The 16,770-nt window shown below is 63.3% G+C and carries 10 protein-coding genes (1 of these 10 running past the window's edge); 7 read left to right on the top strand and 3 right to left on the bottom strand.

Going from position 1 to position 16,770, the window contains the following annotated elements; translation table 11 throughout:
• Positions 1 to 14: 14 nt before the first annotated feature.
• Together ACVZUB_RS20230 and ACVZUB_RS20225 are read left to right on the top strand one after the other, a co-directional pair.
• Positions 15 to 1,244, top strand: a complete 1,230-nt coding sequence (locus ACVZUB_RS20230; protein WP_050656661.1) for a hypothetical protein — start codon at positions 15 to 17, stop codon at positions 1,242 to 1,244.
• 136 nt (positions 1,245 to 1,380) lie between these two features.
• Positions 1,381 to 2,151, top strand: a complete 771-nt coding sequence (locus ACVZUB_RS20225) for a hypothetical protein (protein ID WP_003945109.1) — start codon at positions 1,381 to 1,383, stop codon at positions 2,149 to 2,151.
• A gap of 2 nt (positions 2,152 to 2,153) precedes the next feature.
• Here the strand turns inward: ACVZUB_RS20225 and ACVZUB_RS20220 are convergent, their stop codons facing one another.
• The gene (locus ACVZUB_RS20220; RefSeq protein ID WP_054781662.1) at positions 2,154 to 3,101 is read right to left on the bottom strand and encodes an aldo/keto reductase; all 948 of its coding nucleotides are present in this window, start codon (positions 3,099 to 3,101) and stop codon (positions 2,154 to 2,156) included.
• 183 nt (positions 3,102 to 3,284) lie between these two features.
• Here ACVZUB_RS20220 and ACVZUB_RS20215 point away from each other — a divergent pair, with 183 nt between their 5' ends.
• The 3 genes from ACVZUB_RS20215 to ACVZUB_RS20205 are packed head-to-tail and all read left to right on the top strand — an operon-like array spanning position 3,285 to position 8,106.
• Entirely contained in the window at positions 3,285 to 3,710 is a 426-nt protein-coding gene (locus tag ACVZUB_RS20215; RefSeq protein WP_042450317.1) for a hypothetical protein, read from the top strand.
• Entirely contained in the window at positions 3,710 to 7,813 is a 4,104-nt protein-coding gene (locus ACVZUB_RS20210; RefSeq protein ID WP_482627700.1) for a cation-translocating P-type ATPase, read from the top strand. The genes ACVZUB_RS20215 and ACVZUB_RS20210 overlap by 1 nt, the downstream gene beginning before the upstream one ends.
• An 11-nt stretch (positions 7,814 to 7,824) precedes the next feature.
• A complete protein-coding gene (locus ACVZUB_RS20205; protein WP_030536904.1) occupies positions 7,825 to 8,106 on the top strand; it encodes a hypothetical protein in 282 nt (93 codons plus the stop codon).
• Between the two features lie 69 nt (positions 8,107 to 8,175).
• On the opposite strand, the gene ACVZUB_RS20200 is transcribed toward ACVZUB_RS20205, so the two are convergent.
• Both ACVZUB_RS20200 and ACVZUB_RS20195 read right to left on the bottom strand, forming a co-directional pair.
• The gene (locus ACVZUB_RS20200; protein WP_482628543.1) at positions 8,176 to 13,659 is read right to left on the bottom strand and encodes an ATP-binding protein; all 5,484 of its coding nucleotides are present in this window, start codon (positions 13,657 to 13,659) and stop codon (positions 8,176 to 8,178) included.
• Positions 13,660 to 14,218: 559 nt separating this feature from the next.
• Positions 14,219 to 14,992, bottom strand: a complete 774-nt coding sequence (locus ACVZUB_RS20195; RefSeq protein WP_482627699.1) for a hypothetical protein — start codon at positions 14,990 to 14,992, stop codon at positions 14,219 to 14,221.
• A gap of 215 nt (positions 14,993 to 15,207) precedes the next feature.
• Here ACVZUB_RS20195 and ACVZUB_RS20190 point away from each other — a divergent pair, with 215 nt between their 5' ends.
• Both ACVZUB_RS20190 and ACVZUB_RS20185 read left to right on the top strand, forming a co-directional pair.
• Positions 15,208 to 15,939, top strand: a complete 732-nt coding sequence (locus ACVZUB_RS20190) for a GNAT family N-acetyltransferase (RefSeq protein ID WP_007732221.1) — start codon at positions 15,208 to 15,210, stop codon at positions 15,937 to 15,939.
• A 53-nt stretch (positions 15,940 to 15,992) separates the two neighbouring features.
• Positions 15,993 to 16,770: the 5' portion of a sigma-70 family RNA polymerase sigma factor gene (locus ACVZUB_RS20185; protein ID WP_003945115.1), read on the top strand. It continues 197 nt past the right edge of the window; the window shows 778 of its 975 coding nt (coding positions 1–778); it begins with the start codon at positions 15,993 to 15,995; its stop codon lies beyond the right edge, outside the window.

Below are 16,770 nucleotides of genomic sequence, written 5' to 3'. Positions count from 1 at the left end.
GCAGGAGGCGTGAGATGACGGATGGCCGTGAGATGAGAGACGGAACTGACGACGTCTTTGTCGTGGCATCGGTGACCGAACGGCGAACGCTCATCTCCACCCGAGTGAGGGAGTGGTGTGCGGCGGGAACCGTCGAGTCGAACCGGCCGGAGTTGTCCGATGATGTCGCGCTGCTGATTGCCGGGGGGTATGGGGACGAGTCGACGCGATCGATCCTGGCGAACCGGCGCAGTGTCGGACGTTCGTTCCCGGAGATCGGCGGCTTCTCGGAGTTGCGGTATCTCACCGACGAGCTGGCCCGCACCAGACGTCGACTGCTCGCGACTCGCATCGGCCCTGTTCAGGTTGTCCTCGAACGACGGGTGCAGGCGCTCGAGAAGCGCGTTCAGTCGATGCGATCGGCGATCGTGCATTCCAATCGTCACTTCGCGAGCAGTGTCCGTGCCATCCGCAAGGACCGGCGCGACGGCCTGCATCTCGACGTCGAGCAACGCGAGGCTCTCTTTGCCGGGCTCACCCGTACACCGGTTCCAGCCAAGCTGCCGGTGGGGCTCGGTGTCGTGGCCAGCAGTGGAAACGCAGCACTCGACAAACTCGCCGCCCAGTTCGGGAAGGTCCAGGGAACCGGTGTCATCGCCGATGCCGGAAGGCGCATCGCGGAAGTCCTCGACGGACTGGTCGATTCAGAACCCGAGGGACGCGCCGGTGAGTACGACGCCTTGCTTTACCTCGCCGGGAATCTGTTCGACCGGATCGAAAGCTCCAGCGCGTGGCATTCCGACCACTTCGTCATTCAACGCAACCAACTCGACCTGGCCGACGAGATCACCCAGATCGCGGTCGACACCGTCGCGCTGCGTTCGATTCTTGCGGAGTTGGACGACGCGGCTGCACTGGCACGCGACGAGGGAACCCGAGCCGGAATCGCTTCGCGCAGGGAAGCGCTCGGCGCGGTCTGGGACCAGCTGGTCGAGCGCGTGGCGGCCCTCGCGCGGATCGGTGACCTGGTCGCACGGGCCGAGGATCAGTTGAGTTCGCAGCGCGCGGTTGCGCATGCAGCGAGCCTCGACAGCCGGATCGACGACCTACTTGCGCGCTCCGGCTCACGTGAACTTTCGGCTGCAAACACGCACTACGTCGGGGATCAATTCGACGGTGTGGAAGAGCTGATGTTCGCTCACCGGGCGGCGCTTTACGGGGACATTGCACTGCTGACCTCTGGGAACGAGCGTCGGGCGCCGTAGTCAGGCCGTCGCCGGAGCTGTAAGGTCGGGGGTACTGACCGGCCACACGATCGAAGTAAAGGCCGGGATTTCGCTCAATGCTCGACCCCGATGCCGATCCGGTGATGCGGGCGTACCCGCTCGAGACAGGTCGATCATGGAAGACACCGCAAGCCGCGGCATCAATGCGTTCATTTCCGAAGCTACGCAGCGTGGGGGCAAGGCTGTCCGTCTCACGCACTCACGTCGTAATCCCGTCGAGGTGACGGGCGCTGACGGTGTCAGCCGAATCGTCCGCGTGCGTTCCAAGCTCGACGGTGACTGGCAGGCCAGGCGTCAGGACGAGTCGCTCGAGAGTGACGACACCCGGTCCGAGTTCTGGGTGTTCGTCGATCTGGCAGCAGATCCGCACGAGTTCTACATGTTGCCCTCCAACGAGGTCGCCGACGACATCCGTGCCGAGGTCGACCTGTGGATCATGGACAGCCCCGGACGTAATCGCACCGGCCATCACGCGATTCCGCGTGGGCGCGTCGTGCACGGTCACGATCGTTGGGATGCGCTGGGCTTGGCCGCGGTCAAGGATCCGAGCATTTACGTCGAGACCCCGGTTGCGACCAAGCGTAAGACGTCGCCAGTCGCCGCGAAGAAGCGTCGCGCCAGCGGTGTCGAGGAGATCGAAGTCGTCGACAATCGCCTCGAGATGACAGCCGATTGCCACGGATATCGCTGGGTCGGGCGCTTCGACGAAACCACCGAGGTCGTCGAGATCATGCGCGGACCGATGGAAGGCCGCCGATTCCCTGATCCGACCGCGGCCGCAAATGCCGTCACCGGTCACATCTCAGGCGACACCGAGAGCCATGACGGTTGGTCGTTCTGGACGATCAACAACACGGCCCTCGGCGCTCATCTCAAAACTGCCTGATCTCAGGCTCCGACTGCCGCCGACACCCGTTCGAGAGTGTCCAGTTCGTTCGACGAGAGCACCAGATTCGGGGCGTCCAGTAGCGCCGGGAGCTGCTCGGGCCGGCTGACGCTCGCGATCGGTGCGGTGATGCCCGGTCGAGTCAGCAGCCAGGCCAGCGCGACGGTCGAGATCTCGCTGTCGTGTGCCTGCGCGATTGTCGCCAGTTCCGCGACGACGTCGAGTCCGGCGTCGCTGAAGTATCCGGCGGTCAGTCGTTCGCGGGAGCTGCCTTCGATATCCGCGCGGGTCTTGTATTTTCCGGTCAGGAAGCCGGAAGCGAGAGCGAAGTACGGGAAGACGCTGATGTTGTTGTCGGTGGCGATCTGGGCAAGTTCGGGTTCGTACGACTTGCGGTGAACCAGGTTGTAGTGCGGTTGCAGGGCGATCGGCGCGGCGTAACCGTTCTCTTCGGTGATTCGCAGCCACTCCCGGACGCGATCGGGGCTGTAGTTGGAGATTCCGAGATAGCGAACCTTGCCCGCGACGACCAACGCATTGAAGGCTTCGAGAGTTTCCTCGAGCGGAGTCTGCGGGTCGTCGAAATGCGCGTAGTACAGATCGATGCAGTCCGTCTGCAGGCGCTGCAGCGACGCCTCTGCTGCGGCCGCGATGTTGTCGGCCTTCAGGCCCTTGAAATCGGGATGGCTACCGACCTTGGTGGCGACGACGATGTCGTTCTGCAGTCCCCGATCGGTGATCCATTTCCCGATGATCGTTTCGGATTCCCCACCGGAATTGCCGGGAGCCGACGCCGTGTACGAGTCGGAGGTGTCGATGAAATTTGCACCGGCTTCGGCGAACGAGTCGAGGATCTCGAAGGACGTCTTCTCGTCCGCGGTCCATCCGAAAGGGTTGCCGCCCAAGCTGATTCGGAAGATGTCGAGATCCGAATTTCCGATGATCGCCACTGTGTGGAACTCCCGTCGATGAAGGTGGTCGCTGCATCCCGCACCGTACCCTCTCACGGCGCTGGCGATGGCGCGCCCTCGCCAGGTTCGCCGAAAAATGTATCGGATCGTGATTGCCGCCGTCAGCGTTGGGTATGGCCTCAAATACTGAATTCTTCGATGGACTGCTGATAGGAGCGTCCGATGATGATTGTGGACGAAGCCACCCGCGTCGTTCGTGGTGTGGCAGACGCAACGACGACGGTGGCCGGAGCCGTCGGCGGTGGAGTGATCGGTGGAGTGACGGGCGGGATACGCGGAACGGCGGAGGGCGTCCGAGACGGAATTCGTGCGGGTAGTTCCTCGACGCCGACGGCGGTTCTCACGATGGCGGCCGTGGGTGCGGCGGGATTGGTGGAATGGCCGGTGCTCTTGGCAGTCGGCGGCACGGCCCTGGTGCTCCACGAATGGGATCGCAAGAGCGGTCGGCCGGATCGCCAGGTCAAGGCGGTTGGCCGCACGAGCAAGCCGGAACAGGTAAAGAAGGAATCGAGCGGAAACTCCCACAAGGCGGCCGGCCGGTCACAGGATCGAACTCACAGTTCTTCGCACACTCGATCCACTCACTGATGTTCTCAGCGATGGCCCGGCGTGCGGTGTCGGTGGCAACTTTGCCGCCGCGCCTGGCGTTGTCGGGACTCGCGTTGGTGGGCGGTTCGACGATTCCGCGAACCGCTGTCAGTGACGTGGCGTTGCGGACCGGCACCCTCGCGTTGGCGGGTGTGGGGATGATTCCTGCAGCAGCGGGATCGATATTCGGTGCCCCGCGAATCCCAGGTTCCGCCTATGTCTCGGCGGCGGTGTCGGCGATCAATTATCAACCCCGGGTGCGTCGGCGAATCGAACAGCGCCTTGGCCGTTCGCTCACCGACTTCGCATTGGAGTCGGCGACGTCGTTCGCGGATGTTCTGACCTATGCGCCTGCGTCATTGGGCGTGGATTTCTGGCTGCGGACGATGCTGCTGCGCGAAACTCTGGCGGCGCGAAACTCTCGGCGGGTGTGGTCATTCGAACCTGGCGGTCGCGGTTCTTCCACGAGGCCTGAACCGAGTGGTCCGGGGGAGCGTTACGCAGACAGGATCGCAGGGGTTCAGTTGGTGGCCGGGGCTGCACTGGCTACCGTCTCTGCCGGCGGCGACACCGTCGCGACGAGTATCAAGGTTTCGGCGCCGCGGCCGCTTCGGATGTCGCGCGAATCATTCGCTGCTGGTGTGTCATACGGTCTGTGGCGGACGCACCACACCGCCGTTTCGGACTCTGCGGCTCTACGCATGCTCGATCGTATTGACACCGTCCTCGTCGATCCGAGCGTCCTCTTCGACGACTCGCTCCGGGTTTCCGACATACGAGAGGTGGCCGAGTCGGATCGCGTCGCAGTGTGGGAACAAGCCAGGAAAGCTCTGAACGACGGAACTGTCGGAGTGGGAAGGCACCGCATCGGCGGCGCCGAAGTGGTCGTGCGACCCGTGCGAAAAGGTCTGGCGGAAACACTGATAGGCGAAATACGTGCGGCCGGGGTTGCAGCCGTCACGATCGACGACGACGGGCTCGGATCACTGCGAAGTGGATTCGACGAGCTCTATCCGGCGCAATCGACTGCCGAAGCCGGCCTGCGCGAGGCTCTCTCGGCGTTGGTGGCCGAGGGTCGGACAGTTGCGATCGTGTCGAGTAGGGCGATATCGGGACAGGCAGTGCTACGCATCGGGATTTCACCACCGAGTGGCGAGCACGTGAGTGCCGACATCCACACCGACTTGGCCGGGGCGTGGCGGGTTGTCCATGCGCTCCCGGCTGCTCGAACAGCGACGAGGCGCGGTGTCGAACTCTCCTCAGGTTCTTCGGCATTGGGTGCCTTGATCATGCTTCCGGGAGTTCGAGGGGCAGGGCCGGGGCCGGTCACGGCTGGTTCGGCCGCGGGACTGTGGACCGGATACACCTTGTCCCGATCTGTGATTAAAGCGCCCGTCCCTGTCGGTACTCCGAGCGATACCTGGCATGAGATGGACGGTGATGCTGTCGTTCGCGAACTATCCGAATCCATCCGACATACACCGCACCGTGCGGAAGCTCGTGTGCGAGCGCCCGCACGGTTCAGGTTGATCCGTGACGGATTATCGGCGTTGCGAACAGAATTGGCGGATCCACTGACGCCTGTATTGGCGACCGGCTCCGCTGCCAGTGCAGTCCTCGGTTCACCGGTAGACGCCGTCCTGGTCGGCTCGGTCTTGGTCGGCAATGCCGCGATGTCCGCTGTTCAACGGCTTCATTCGGAGCGGGCGGTGCAGCGGCTCTTGCGGACTCAGGAACCGGTAGCTCGGCGAGTAACCAACGACGGCACGGTCGAGACAGCGGCCGACGCGCTCGAACTCGGTGACGTCGTGGCAATCGAGTCCGGGGACATCGTGCCCGCAGATTGTCGCCTGTTGAGCGTCGAATCACTGGAAGTCGACGAGTCGTCGTTGACGGGAGAGTCCCTGCCCGTCGACAAGCAGACCGACCCGACCCCTGGGATGCCACTGGCCGAGCGACGGTGCATGGCCTACGCAGGGACAACAGTGCTTGCCGGATCCGGTCGTGGCGTGGTCACGGCCATCGGAGCCCGAACGGTGACCAGGCGTGCCGATGTCGGTGTGTCCCGATCCGGACCTGCTGTGGGCCTGACCAACAGACTTCGCGAACTCACGAGGGCGACCCTGCCGGCCAGTATCGGCGGTGGGGCGTTGGTGACAGTCGCGGGTCTGCTTCGTGGTACCGGTCTGCGCCGCGCCGTCACCGGAGGTGTGGCCGTAGCTGTGGCTGCCGTGCCGGAGGGGCTGCCTCTGGTTGCCACTCTGGCTCAGCAGGCCGCAGCGCGAAGGCTCACTGCAGCAGGAGTGTTGGTTCGTGCGCCACGATCGATAGAAGCGCTCGGTCGTGTCGACGTGGTCTGCTTCGACAAGACCGGAACCCTCAGCGAGAACAAGCTACGGGTGGCCGCGGTCGAACGCGTCGACGGCTGGGACGAAAGCGAGATTCTGGAAGTTGCGGCGCGCAGTGCCCTGGGAAGTCGCGACGATCGCGTGTTTCATTCGACGGATGCCGCCGTCGTCGATGCAGCCCAGCAAGCTCTGGACGATGCTTCGGTTTTCGGTGACGTCGAGGCGAACAACCTCGTTCCGTTCAGGTCGGGGCGGCCGTACTCGGCAGCTTTGCTCGGCAGGCGGATCGCACTCAAAGGTTCGCCGGAATTCGTGACCGAAGCAGGACGAGATCCGAATGCTTTGTCGGCGAAGCACGTTCAAAGCATGGCCGGACGCGGACTGCGGGTGGTTGCCGTCGCCCAGCGCGAGTTGTCGGAACACGACGCGCGACGCGCAGGCGAAGACTCGCAATTTCTCGAACAGTGTTGCTCCGAGGGGTTGGAAGCGGTCGGCCTTCTCGGACTCTCGGACACGCTCAGACCCGAAGCAACGCAACTTGTTCGAGAACTTCGAGGCGACGGACGGCAAGTGCGCGTGCTGACCGGGGATCATCCGACAACAGCGGCCGCGGTCGCCACCGAACTGGGGTTGGACGTCGCACGCGAGGATGTTGTCACCGGTCCTGACTGGGAGAACTTCTCTCGCGCCGAAAGACGGGATGCGGTCCGCGGCAGCAGCGTCTTTGCGCGCGTGACACCCGAGCAGAAGGTCGAGATCGTGCAAGCGTTGGAGACCGACGGGCGGGTGTGCGCCATGGTCGGTGACGGCGCGAACGATGCTGCGGCGATCCGAGTTTCCAGCGTGGGAATCGGGGTGGCGTCGACCGACAGTGATCCGGCGCGCGGCGCCGCAGACATCGTGCTCCTCGACGGCCGTGTCGGCGGACTGACCGACGCATTGGACGAGGGCAGTCAATTGTGGCGGCGGGTCAGATCAGCGGTAGGGGTTTTGCTCGGAGGCAACGCGGGTGAAGTCGCATTCGCGCTGATCGGTTCTGCGTTGTCCGGCGAATCACCGCTCAACGCAAGGCAGTTGCTACTGGTCAATCTGATGACGGACGCCTTGCCCGCTGCTGCGCTTGCGGTGAGCACCCCGTCCGAGAACGGATCCGAGAAGTCCGAACAGATGGACGCTCATGCGTTGTGGCAGACGATCGCTGTCCGCGGCGGTGCCACGGCAATCGGTGCGCTGGCAGCGTGGCTTCTGGCCCGGGCGAGCGGTAGGAGGCGGCGAGCGTCGACGGTGGCGTTGGTTGCCCTGGTGGGCACCCAACTGGGGCAGACGCTGCTCGAATCACGCAGTCCGCTGGTGGTCGCAACCGTTGCCGGATCCGCTGCGGCGCTGGCGACGCTCGTCAGCACACCCGTGGTGAGCCAATTTCTCGGTTGCACGCCGCTTGGTCCCATCGCCTGGGGCCAAGCGGTGGGCTGCGCGTCGGCGGCGACGCTGCTCGCGGCGCTGGCTCCGCGGGTGTTGGAGCGGATTGCCGCAACTGAGGAGAACGCGAACAGTCAATCGACGATTCGCAAGATCCCGACGCGAACGAGCACTGCGTACACCTCCCGAACCGGGGGAGTCAGCGCCCGCGACAGCGTGGAAATCAGCGACGTGGAAATCAAAGAAGCGGAAACCGGTGAATCGGACACGCTTGTGAGCGTCGCTGCTGGAAGTGACACGTCGCCGAACTCCCGGGCGACCCGAGATGAATCCTGAGGAATCGTGACATGTCCCAGAACACCGTCGACCACACGAACCCCGTCGATCACCGCGCGGTAGTGGAATCCGTCCGTTCGGCACGGAGCTTCGAGTTGGAGCTACCGATCGTCGGTGCCATCCCTGTTCCGAGACCCGAGCAGATCGCCTACTTTGCGGTGATGGGACTGATGGTCGCCTTCGAGATCATCGAGTGGCCCGTGGCAGTCACCATTGCAGCGGGGCATCTGCTCGCAACAGAGCAGCACAATCACGTCCTCGAAGAGATCGGAGAGGCGCTCGAGGGCGTCTGACGCAGGCGCTGCCTGGACACAAATCGAGCGGCCCCGCATTTCGCGGGACCGCTCGACGTGCGGAGAAACTTACTGCGCGAGTGCGCGCTTCATGCCGCGTTCGACTGCTGCGATGATCTGCGGACGCAGTTCTGCGGCAGGGACGATCTCATCCACCGAGCCGACCTCTCGGGCCCGCTGGATGTTGTGGATCGCTTCGAATTCGGATGCCACTTCGCCGAGCTTGTCGGAGCGGACGGCGATGCGCTGAGCGTTCAGTTCTACGCGCAGATGTGCTTTCTCCGTGTCATCCTTGGCTGCTGCCAAGTCTGCCTCCAGTTGCTGCACCTTCGGGTCGTTGTTGGTGCGGGTGTTCACCTCACGGGTGAAGACCACTGCGGCGGCGGGGGCGCCGCCGAGTACCGACGCGAACGAGCCTTCGACAGCAAGAACTTCCATGTTGTCGTTGAGCGCACCGGAGAACACGACGAACGCGCCGCCGTGGTAGCGGGAGACGACGCAGAACACGATCGGTCCGTCGAAGTTGACGATGGCGCGGCCGATCTCGGCGCCGTACTCGAGCTGGATGTTGCGCAGCGACTCCGGGGAACCGTCGAAGCCGGACAGGTTGGCCAGCACCACGATCGGACGGTTGCCGCTCGCAGCATTGATCGCGCGAGCAGTCTTCTTCGACGAGTTCGGGAACAGCGTTCCCGACGTCCAGGTGTCGGGACCGTCGGCGGGGAAGTGCCCCTTACGTGGGATCGCGCGGGATTCGATGCCCACCACTGTGACCGGATGTCCGGCGAGGTGCGCGTCCAGAACGACCGACGTGTCGGCGCCGGCCATGTCGGCCCAACGCTCGAGAACAGAGTGGTCCTGGTCGACCACCGAACGCATCACGGTGCGAATGTCGAAGGGCTTCTTGCGATCCGGGTTCTTCGCCGAGGAGAAGATGTCGCCGACCGTCTCGAAGTCGCTCGACGGGTGGGTGTGCGGGAAGCTACGCACGTCGCGATCGACGGGGTCCGTCGTCGCTGCGCGGCGCGGGAACCGTTCGCCGGGAGCGAGGTACGAGTGTGCGTAGTGACGGAACAGGATCTCGCACGCCGCAGTGAGGTCGGGGGCCCAGTACTGCGCCTGGCCGTTGGGGCCCATGACGCGGTCGTAACCACCGATACCGAAGTTGTCCTCGGCCGACACACCACCGGAGTAGTCGAGAGACTGCTTGCCGGTCAGCACCATCGCGCTGTCCGGGGTCATCACCAGAATGCCCTTGGTGTGCATCAACATGGTGGCTTCGGCGTTCCAGTAGGGCTGAGCGCCGACGTTGATGCCCGTGACGACGATGTTGATCTCGCCGCCGTTCTGGGTGAAGGTGATGATTCGGCGCAGGCCGCGGGAGACCCAGTCCATGTTCTCGGTGCCGCTCTCCATCGAGATGGTGGCACCGGAGGACAGTGCGAACCACTCGACCGGAGCGTTCAACTTCTCGGCCAGGTCGATGGCAGCGACGACGCGTGAGCATTCGGCCTCGGCGACGGTACCGAGCGCCTTGGTGGGGTCACCGAATAGCGCGACACGGGTCATTCCCTCGGGATAGCGCGGCGTCGGCGTGTTCACGAGGCCGACGACGATGCCGGCCTTGTTGAGACCGTACGGACGCTCGACAGGTGACAGGACGCCCGCTTCGTCGAAGTCGTGCTCGACGAAGGTGCCCTTGGTGCCGGTCAGGAGTGGAATCAGCTCGTACGGGTACACAGTTCCGCGTGCCCGCGAACTCTGGACCTTCTGGGCGTACGCGTCGAGGGGGAGCAGCGGTTCGGTGGGAGGTGTGGTCTTGTTGATGACCACACCGGCACCCGCGCGGTAGGAGAATCGCAGCGCAACTTCCTTGGGCGCGCCGCCCTTTCGGTCCTTCAGCCGAGTGATGAGCGTGATCTCTTCGAGCCCGGCGCCGACGGTCAGTCGGGCTGCGTTCTGAGCGATCACCGAGAAGCGCTCGCTGGGAACGTCGGCGACCGGCCACACGTAGAGCACGACGCGGTTGGCTGCGAGTCGACGCTTGTCGCCGCGCTGGGACTGCGCACGACGGATACCGTCGAGGCAGGCAGCGAGCGTGCGCTCGATGGCCGGGAGTGCAACCATCTGACCTTCGTCGTCGAGTTGCGGTGTCACGTCGCGGATTTCGGCCAGAGCGATCAGGCGCTCGTCCTTCGGATTCTCCTTGGCCGAGAGGTGGAACAGGTAGGTGTTCTCCGGAGCCGGGAGGCGCTTTCCGTTGAAGTTCTTCAGGCGCCACATGTCCAGACGCTGACCCGTGAGCGGATGCATGTCGCGGATGATGTGGTCCTCGACCAGTTCGCCGTCGACGGGGCGGAAGGTGACCCACCGGACCGGATCCCCGTTCGGGTTGCAGATGATCACCGTCGCGCGGCGAGACCGGGTGATCGTCTCGTTGCGCGAGAGTTCGGTGCGCAGCGTCTCGACGAGCGCGTCGCCGTCGGCGGGCTGATCAGGCCAGTCGAGGTAGATGTCGACTACCAGCCCGCGACCGGATGGAGCATCCTGCGCGATCGTGGCGACATCGTCGAGAGCCGTACCGAGAGCGTCGAATTCGGCCACCGTCGAGACCAGATGTAGCCCGTCGCCCTTGAGGTCGAAGTTACCGGTCACGAAACGGCGGTCGACGTGCTCGAAAACGCGGACGTCTTCGAAGGAGTGAATCTTGTAGTAGCGACGCGTGATGACCTCGAGCAGAGGGCCGCCATCGCGGTTGCCAAGGCCGATCTTTCGACCCAACAGGTCCAGGAGCGGTTCGGGAGTGGCGACGAGATTGGCGATTCGCTCGTCGAAATCTGCAGCGTCCGGCTGCTCTTCGAGGTAGGCGAGGTTGCCGCGTACTCCGTCGTAGACGTCTTCGCGAACCTTGCGGATGCGCGGCTCGTCGAAGAACCGGAAGCGAAGGTTGCGGGCGACGTCGCCGATGACGGGGTAGCGGACCTGCGTCGCGACGATGAGTCGATCGAGAACCTCGTTGAGCTCCTGCGCCGAGCAACCGGGAGCCTTGTCGCCGACGAGCCAGCCTTCGAGAAGTGCTGCAATGACCGGGATCTGGGCTTCCATGCGCTGCAGAGCCAGGAAGAGTCGGTACACCGCTTCCTCGACGGCCTGGCGATTTTCCAGATCGGTGACGTCGTAGTGGCGAAGTGCCCGTTCGAGTCTCGTGCGGAACGACGCCGGCAAACCTTCGCGCTCGGAGTCGAGTGAGTGCAGGAAGGTGTGGAAGTGCTCGCGGGGGCTGTGGACGGACTCGTCCTTCGCGGACTCGCCCGAGGTGGGCTTGTTGCGCGAGAGTTCGCAGATGTCGGCGAAGGTGGTCAGCACAGCCAGTTCTGCCTGGACCAGTTCGCGGTCCTCGGATTCGAGTGCGCTGCGAAGTGCGTCGTATTCGGCCAGAACAGCGTTTGCGTGCTTGCCGCTGACGTCGTAGCCACTGATCATCGCGGTCAGTGCTTCCAGCTGTGCCAATGCATCTGCGCGGGTATCGGATCCGGAAGTTGCTGCGGGAAGATCGAATTGGACTCGCGGAGCCTTCTCCGTGACAGCTTCCTCACTGACCTGATCGACGCGCAGGAGCGGTGCGCCGGCATCGACCTGGGAGTTGACGGTAGCGAGAACCTCACGCACTTTGCCCGCGTACGGAGCGCGAACCGCGGTCTCCATCTTCATGGATTCGAGCACGACCAGAGTGGATCCGGCTTCGACGTCGTCGCCGACCGCGACCGGTACTGCTACCACTACGGCGGGAGCCGGCGCGCGGACCACTCCGGCGTCGTCCTGGCTGATCTGGTGGCTGATGCCGTCGACCTCGACGAGATAGCGAGCCGGGCTCACGACGGAAACGACGTGGAAGCGCCGATCACCGATCACCAGCCGTGACTCGAAGTCGCCGAGACGATCGACGTCGACCTCGATGTCGCCGGCGTCTCCGTCGACGCGGTAGCGGTGCGGGCCGATACGCCCGACGGTCAGTTTGTATGCCTGACCTTGGTAGTTGAGCTCGACGGTACGGCCGATCGCGTGATTGGCGCGTGGGCGGCCGCCACGTGCCGAGGCGAGGAAGGCCGCACGCTCGAGGGACTCCTCGGCGTCGTAAGCATCGATGGCGGTGGCGATCAGCGCGACGTCCGCGCGGCGAGTGGTGCCGGTGAGGGCGCCCGTGCGGTCGAGCCAGCCGGTATCCGCGGATGCCGAGATGACCTCGTCGCGATCGAGTAGATCGAGGAGGAACGACTTGGTGGTAGTGCCGCCGTCGAGTACGACAGTGGTTTCACGAAGGGCAGTGCGCAGACGCGCAAGTGCCTCGGAGCGGTTGCGGCCCCACGCGATGACCTTCGCGACCATCGAGTCGTAGTCGGGCGGAATGACGTCCCCGGCAGCGATGCCGGTGTCGACCCGGATGCCGGAGCCGAGCGGAAACTTGAGGAGTTGAACGGTGCCGGGTGCCGGCGCGAAATCGTTGTCCGCGTCCTCGGCATTGAGGCGGGCTTCGACGGCGTGGCCGAATGCGGGCGGGCAGTCACCGACCAATTCGTCACCACTGGCGACCAGGATCTGCAGTTTGACGAGGTCGATTCCGGTGGTGACCTCGGTGATCGGGTGCTCGACCTGCAGGCGGGTGTTGACCTCGAGGAACGTGAAGAGCTTGTTCTCGGGCTGGTAGAGGTATTCGACCGTGCCTGCGCCCTGGTACCCGGCTGCCTTGACCAGTTCGGCCGACACCTTCTTGAGGTGGTCCGACTGTTCTTCGGTCAGGACGGGGGAGGCGGATTCTTCGATGACCTTCTGGTTGCGACGCTGAATCGAGCAGTCGCGAACGCCCGGAGCCCAGACATTGCCGTGGTTGTCGGCGATGACCTGTACCTCGACGTGGCGTGCATCGGTGACAAGGCGTTCGAGGAAGACGACGGGGTCGCCGAAGGACCGCTCTGCTTCGCCCTGCGTGCGCTCGAGTGCAACTTCGAGTTCGTCTTCGGCCCAGACCTTGCGGATACCGCGTCCGCCGCCGCCGCTTCGGGCCTTGATGATCAGGGGATATCCGATGGACTGAGCATGACGACGAGCGTCGGCGCGCGTTTCGACCGGTCCGCCGCTCCACGGGGCGACCGGTACGCCGACCTTCTCGGCCAGGATCTTGGCGGCAACCTTGTCGCCGAGCAGGCGCATCGCGTCGGCGCTCGGGCCGATGAACGTGATGCCCAGTTTCGCGACGATCTCCGCGAAGGCGGGATCCTCGGCCACGAAGCCCCAGCCGACCCAGACTGCGTCGGCCTTGGCTGCGAGCAGTGCTCGCTCGAGTTCGGCGTAGTCGAGGTACGGGCTACCGGAGCCGGTGCTGCGCAGGGTCACGCCCTCATCGGCCTGGCGGACGAACATGGCGCGGCGCTCGGCCTCGGTGTGCAGCGCAATGACGCGAATGCCGTAGTCGTGTTCGGCGTTCAGTTCGCGTACAGCCCTGATCAGCCGGACCGCGGCCTCACCTCGATTGACCACTGCGATTCGTTTGAACATTGTCACTGCCACCGTCCTTGATGAGATTCTTCGTCACGTACGTTGCGATATGAGCCGACCGTGTCCCACGTACCCGGATTCCCCGGTTCGTGAACTAAGCCGCGATGCGCTGTGTTTCCCCCGGTTGCGCGTCGGCAAGTGATTGCCCTTCCGGTTCGTCGAGTCCCCTGCGCTGAAGCACTGTGTGCGCGGAAGCACTGTGTGCACCGAAGCGCTGTGTGCTCTGAGGCACTGTGTGCCTTGTGCGCCACCCTGCAGGCGTGGACTCAGAACCGCTCCAATCACGAATCAGCAACATATTGTGTCTGCTTCCAGGGAATCCCTGGTTTATCTAAGAATGCAGTATGTCGACGCTCATGTCACCTGGGCGAATTGAAGAATATTAGTCAACGTGAACCACGGTTACACATATGGCGTTAAATCATTGCGGTGCAATCGAATTCGGACTTGTGACACGGATCACGATGGTAATGAAATCGGCAAGAAAGTGAATACTCACTGGTAACAAAATCGCATATTCGGAGAATTCTCTGGGTTGCTCGATTATTACTGATCAGTACTACTGGCGAGTATTTTTTATGTCCGGTCGGACCGTATTCGAGAAATCGCCTTCGATGGTTGCGATGTGCTTTGCGATCGCGTCGAGTCCTGAGGGAGGGAGGTGCAATCCGTTGCCGAGAGCAAGTGAAGTCCGCTTGAAGTGCTCCACGAGTGGTTCGTATTTCGTGACCAGTCTCAGCCTGTCGGTCTCGCTCAGGTACTTCACGCTTCCCGCGTTGTCGACGAAGTCACTGAACTTCACGAGGAACACTGCGGGATCCGCTATCGCGCGGATGACGTGATCCTGATATCCGGCGGTGGTGTTGTCGCATGGGTAGTCGATTGGATTGGTCACTGCCTCAACAAGTTCGGAGATTCTGAGGCCGAAGCGCGAGGCGATGAGTGTTGACGCACGTTCCTGCGCTTCGGATGCGGACATGTCGTCTGCAGTCTGGCCACCGAGGAGCGCGATGACGGCGTGTGGTCGGTCTTCGACCGTGTCGTGAAGCGCGGTTGCGCTCAGGATCTCGACATCGGAGCACCCGTACCGAAGCAGCCGCAATACATTTCGTAGGGGATGAACGATGTAGGGATCCTCGTCGGACTTGATCCCGTTCTTTCTGAACTGATCGAGGTGCGCAAGGGTCGCGACCTCCATGGCGAGCCGTAGGGTTTCACCCGAGATCGCCAGCTCGTCGACGGCGCTCTCGATGGCGAAGACCAGCGTTGCAGCGTCCATCTCCTTCAGGGGCAACTGGTCGAATGCAGACCTGATCGGGTCGGAGTTGCTCATGCCAAATAGCCTTCCGGTTGGTGAGGCGTCGCGACGAATGTCCTGGTGCAGATCTGCAATCGAGCCCTGATTGACGCCGGAAATACAGGTCGAGGTCAGAATCATCTTGATTCTATCCGGCGACTACGACAGCAAGTGTTCCTAGCGTTGTCATAGAGGTGGGCGGGGAGGTTCGTTCGCCTCCATCACAGGCAAATAGGGCAGGAAGAGGTTCGATGACCACGGAGGCGACCCTGGCGTCGTTTGTCGAGACAGTTGACACGGATGTCGACACCCATCCGCTGGACGATCCTGTGCGACAAGGACTTCGCGGACATCATGCGCAATTCGCTCGCTGGGCAGGGAGAGTTGCGCGATACGACCCGACGGTCGCGCCGTTTGTCGGTCATCCGCCCGAGTTGGACGCCGAGGACTGGGAGAACCTACTCACACTCGTAGGTCCTGGCGGCACCGTAGGTTTGCGAGGATTTGATCACCGCCCGCCGGAAGGGTGGCGCATTGTGGATCAGTTCGGCTCGGTGCAGATGGACGGATCCGCACTCGAAGTCTCCGTTGATCCGTCGGTCGAACTTCTCGGAACGGGCGACGTTCCCGAAATTCTGGCATTGATCGAGCGCACCAAGCCAGGACCGTTTCTTCCTCGTACCGTCGAGATGGGCAGTTACTACGGCATTCGCGTCGACGGAAGACTTGTTGCCATGGCGGGGGAGCGGTTGCACCCTCCGGGATGGACGGAAATCAGTGCGGTGTGCACTGACAGCGACTTTCGGGGTCGAGGCCTGGGTACGACGCTGATCCGTGCCGTCGCTGCCGGGATTCGCGAGCGCGGCGAGTTGCCATTTCTCCATGCAGTGCAATCGAATACGAATGCGATCAGACTCTACGAATCGCTGGGGTTCGTTCTCCGGAAGAGATCCAGGTTGACTGCGGTGCAGGCGCCTGCCTGATCGAATTCTCGCCGACGCCTGTGTTTCGGGCGCTCGGCCACTAGTCTGAACAAATGACAGTCGATCAGGCGTTGGACAGTGATTTCCTCACTCTTGCCGATCCGTACCGCCGCGAGTTGCTGGCGCACTGCTATCGCATGATGGGGTCGATTCACGACGCCGAAGACCAGGTCCAGGAGACGTTCATCCGGGCTTGGCGCGGGTTTGACGGTTACAAGGGCCAGTCATCTCTCAGGACCTGGCTCTACCGCATCGCGACGAATACCTGCCTGACCGCGCTGGAGGGGAGATCGAGGCGTCCCCTCCCGACCGGCCTCGGCGCACCTAGTTCGGACCCGGCCGACGATTTGATCGAGCGCAACGAGATTGCCTGGTTGGAACCGATTGCCGATTCTGCGTTGGGCGACGTCAATGATCCGGCCGTCATGGTCGTCAATCGCGATTCGGTCAGGCTCGCCCTTGTTGCCGCTTTGCAGCACTTGTCCGCGCGCCAACGTGCGGTTCTGGTTCTACGTGACGTTCTCCAGTGGAAGGCGTCGGAAGTTGCGGAGGCGCTGGACACCACAACCACTGCGGTAAACAGCCTGCTGCAGCGGGCTCGCGCGCAGATCAATCACATCGGACCCACCGAGGACGATCTCGTGGAACCGACTACCGAGGCTGCCCGGAAGTTGCTTCGCGACTACGTGCACAGCTTCGAGAGCTACGACGTCGAGGCCATCGTCGAACTGTTCACGCGCGAAGCCATCTGGGAGATGCCTCCGTTCGAGGGTTGGTACCAGGGCCCCGAGGCAATCGGGCAACTCATCGGAACCAAATGCCCGGCCGACG

Source organism: Rhodococcus sp. OS5, from assembly GCF_056837585.1.
The sequence above is the reverse complement of the archived record's forward strand: the minus strand, read 5'-3'. Positions and strand labels throughout refer to the sequence as shown.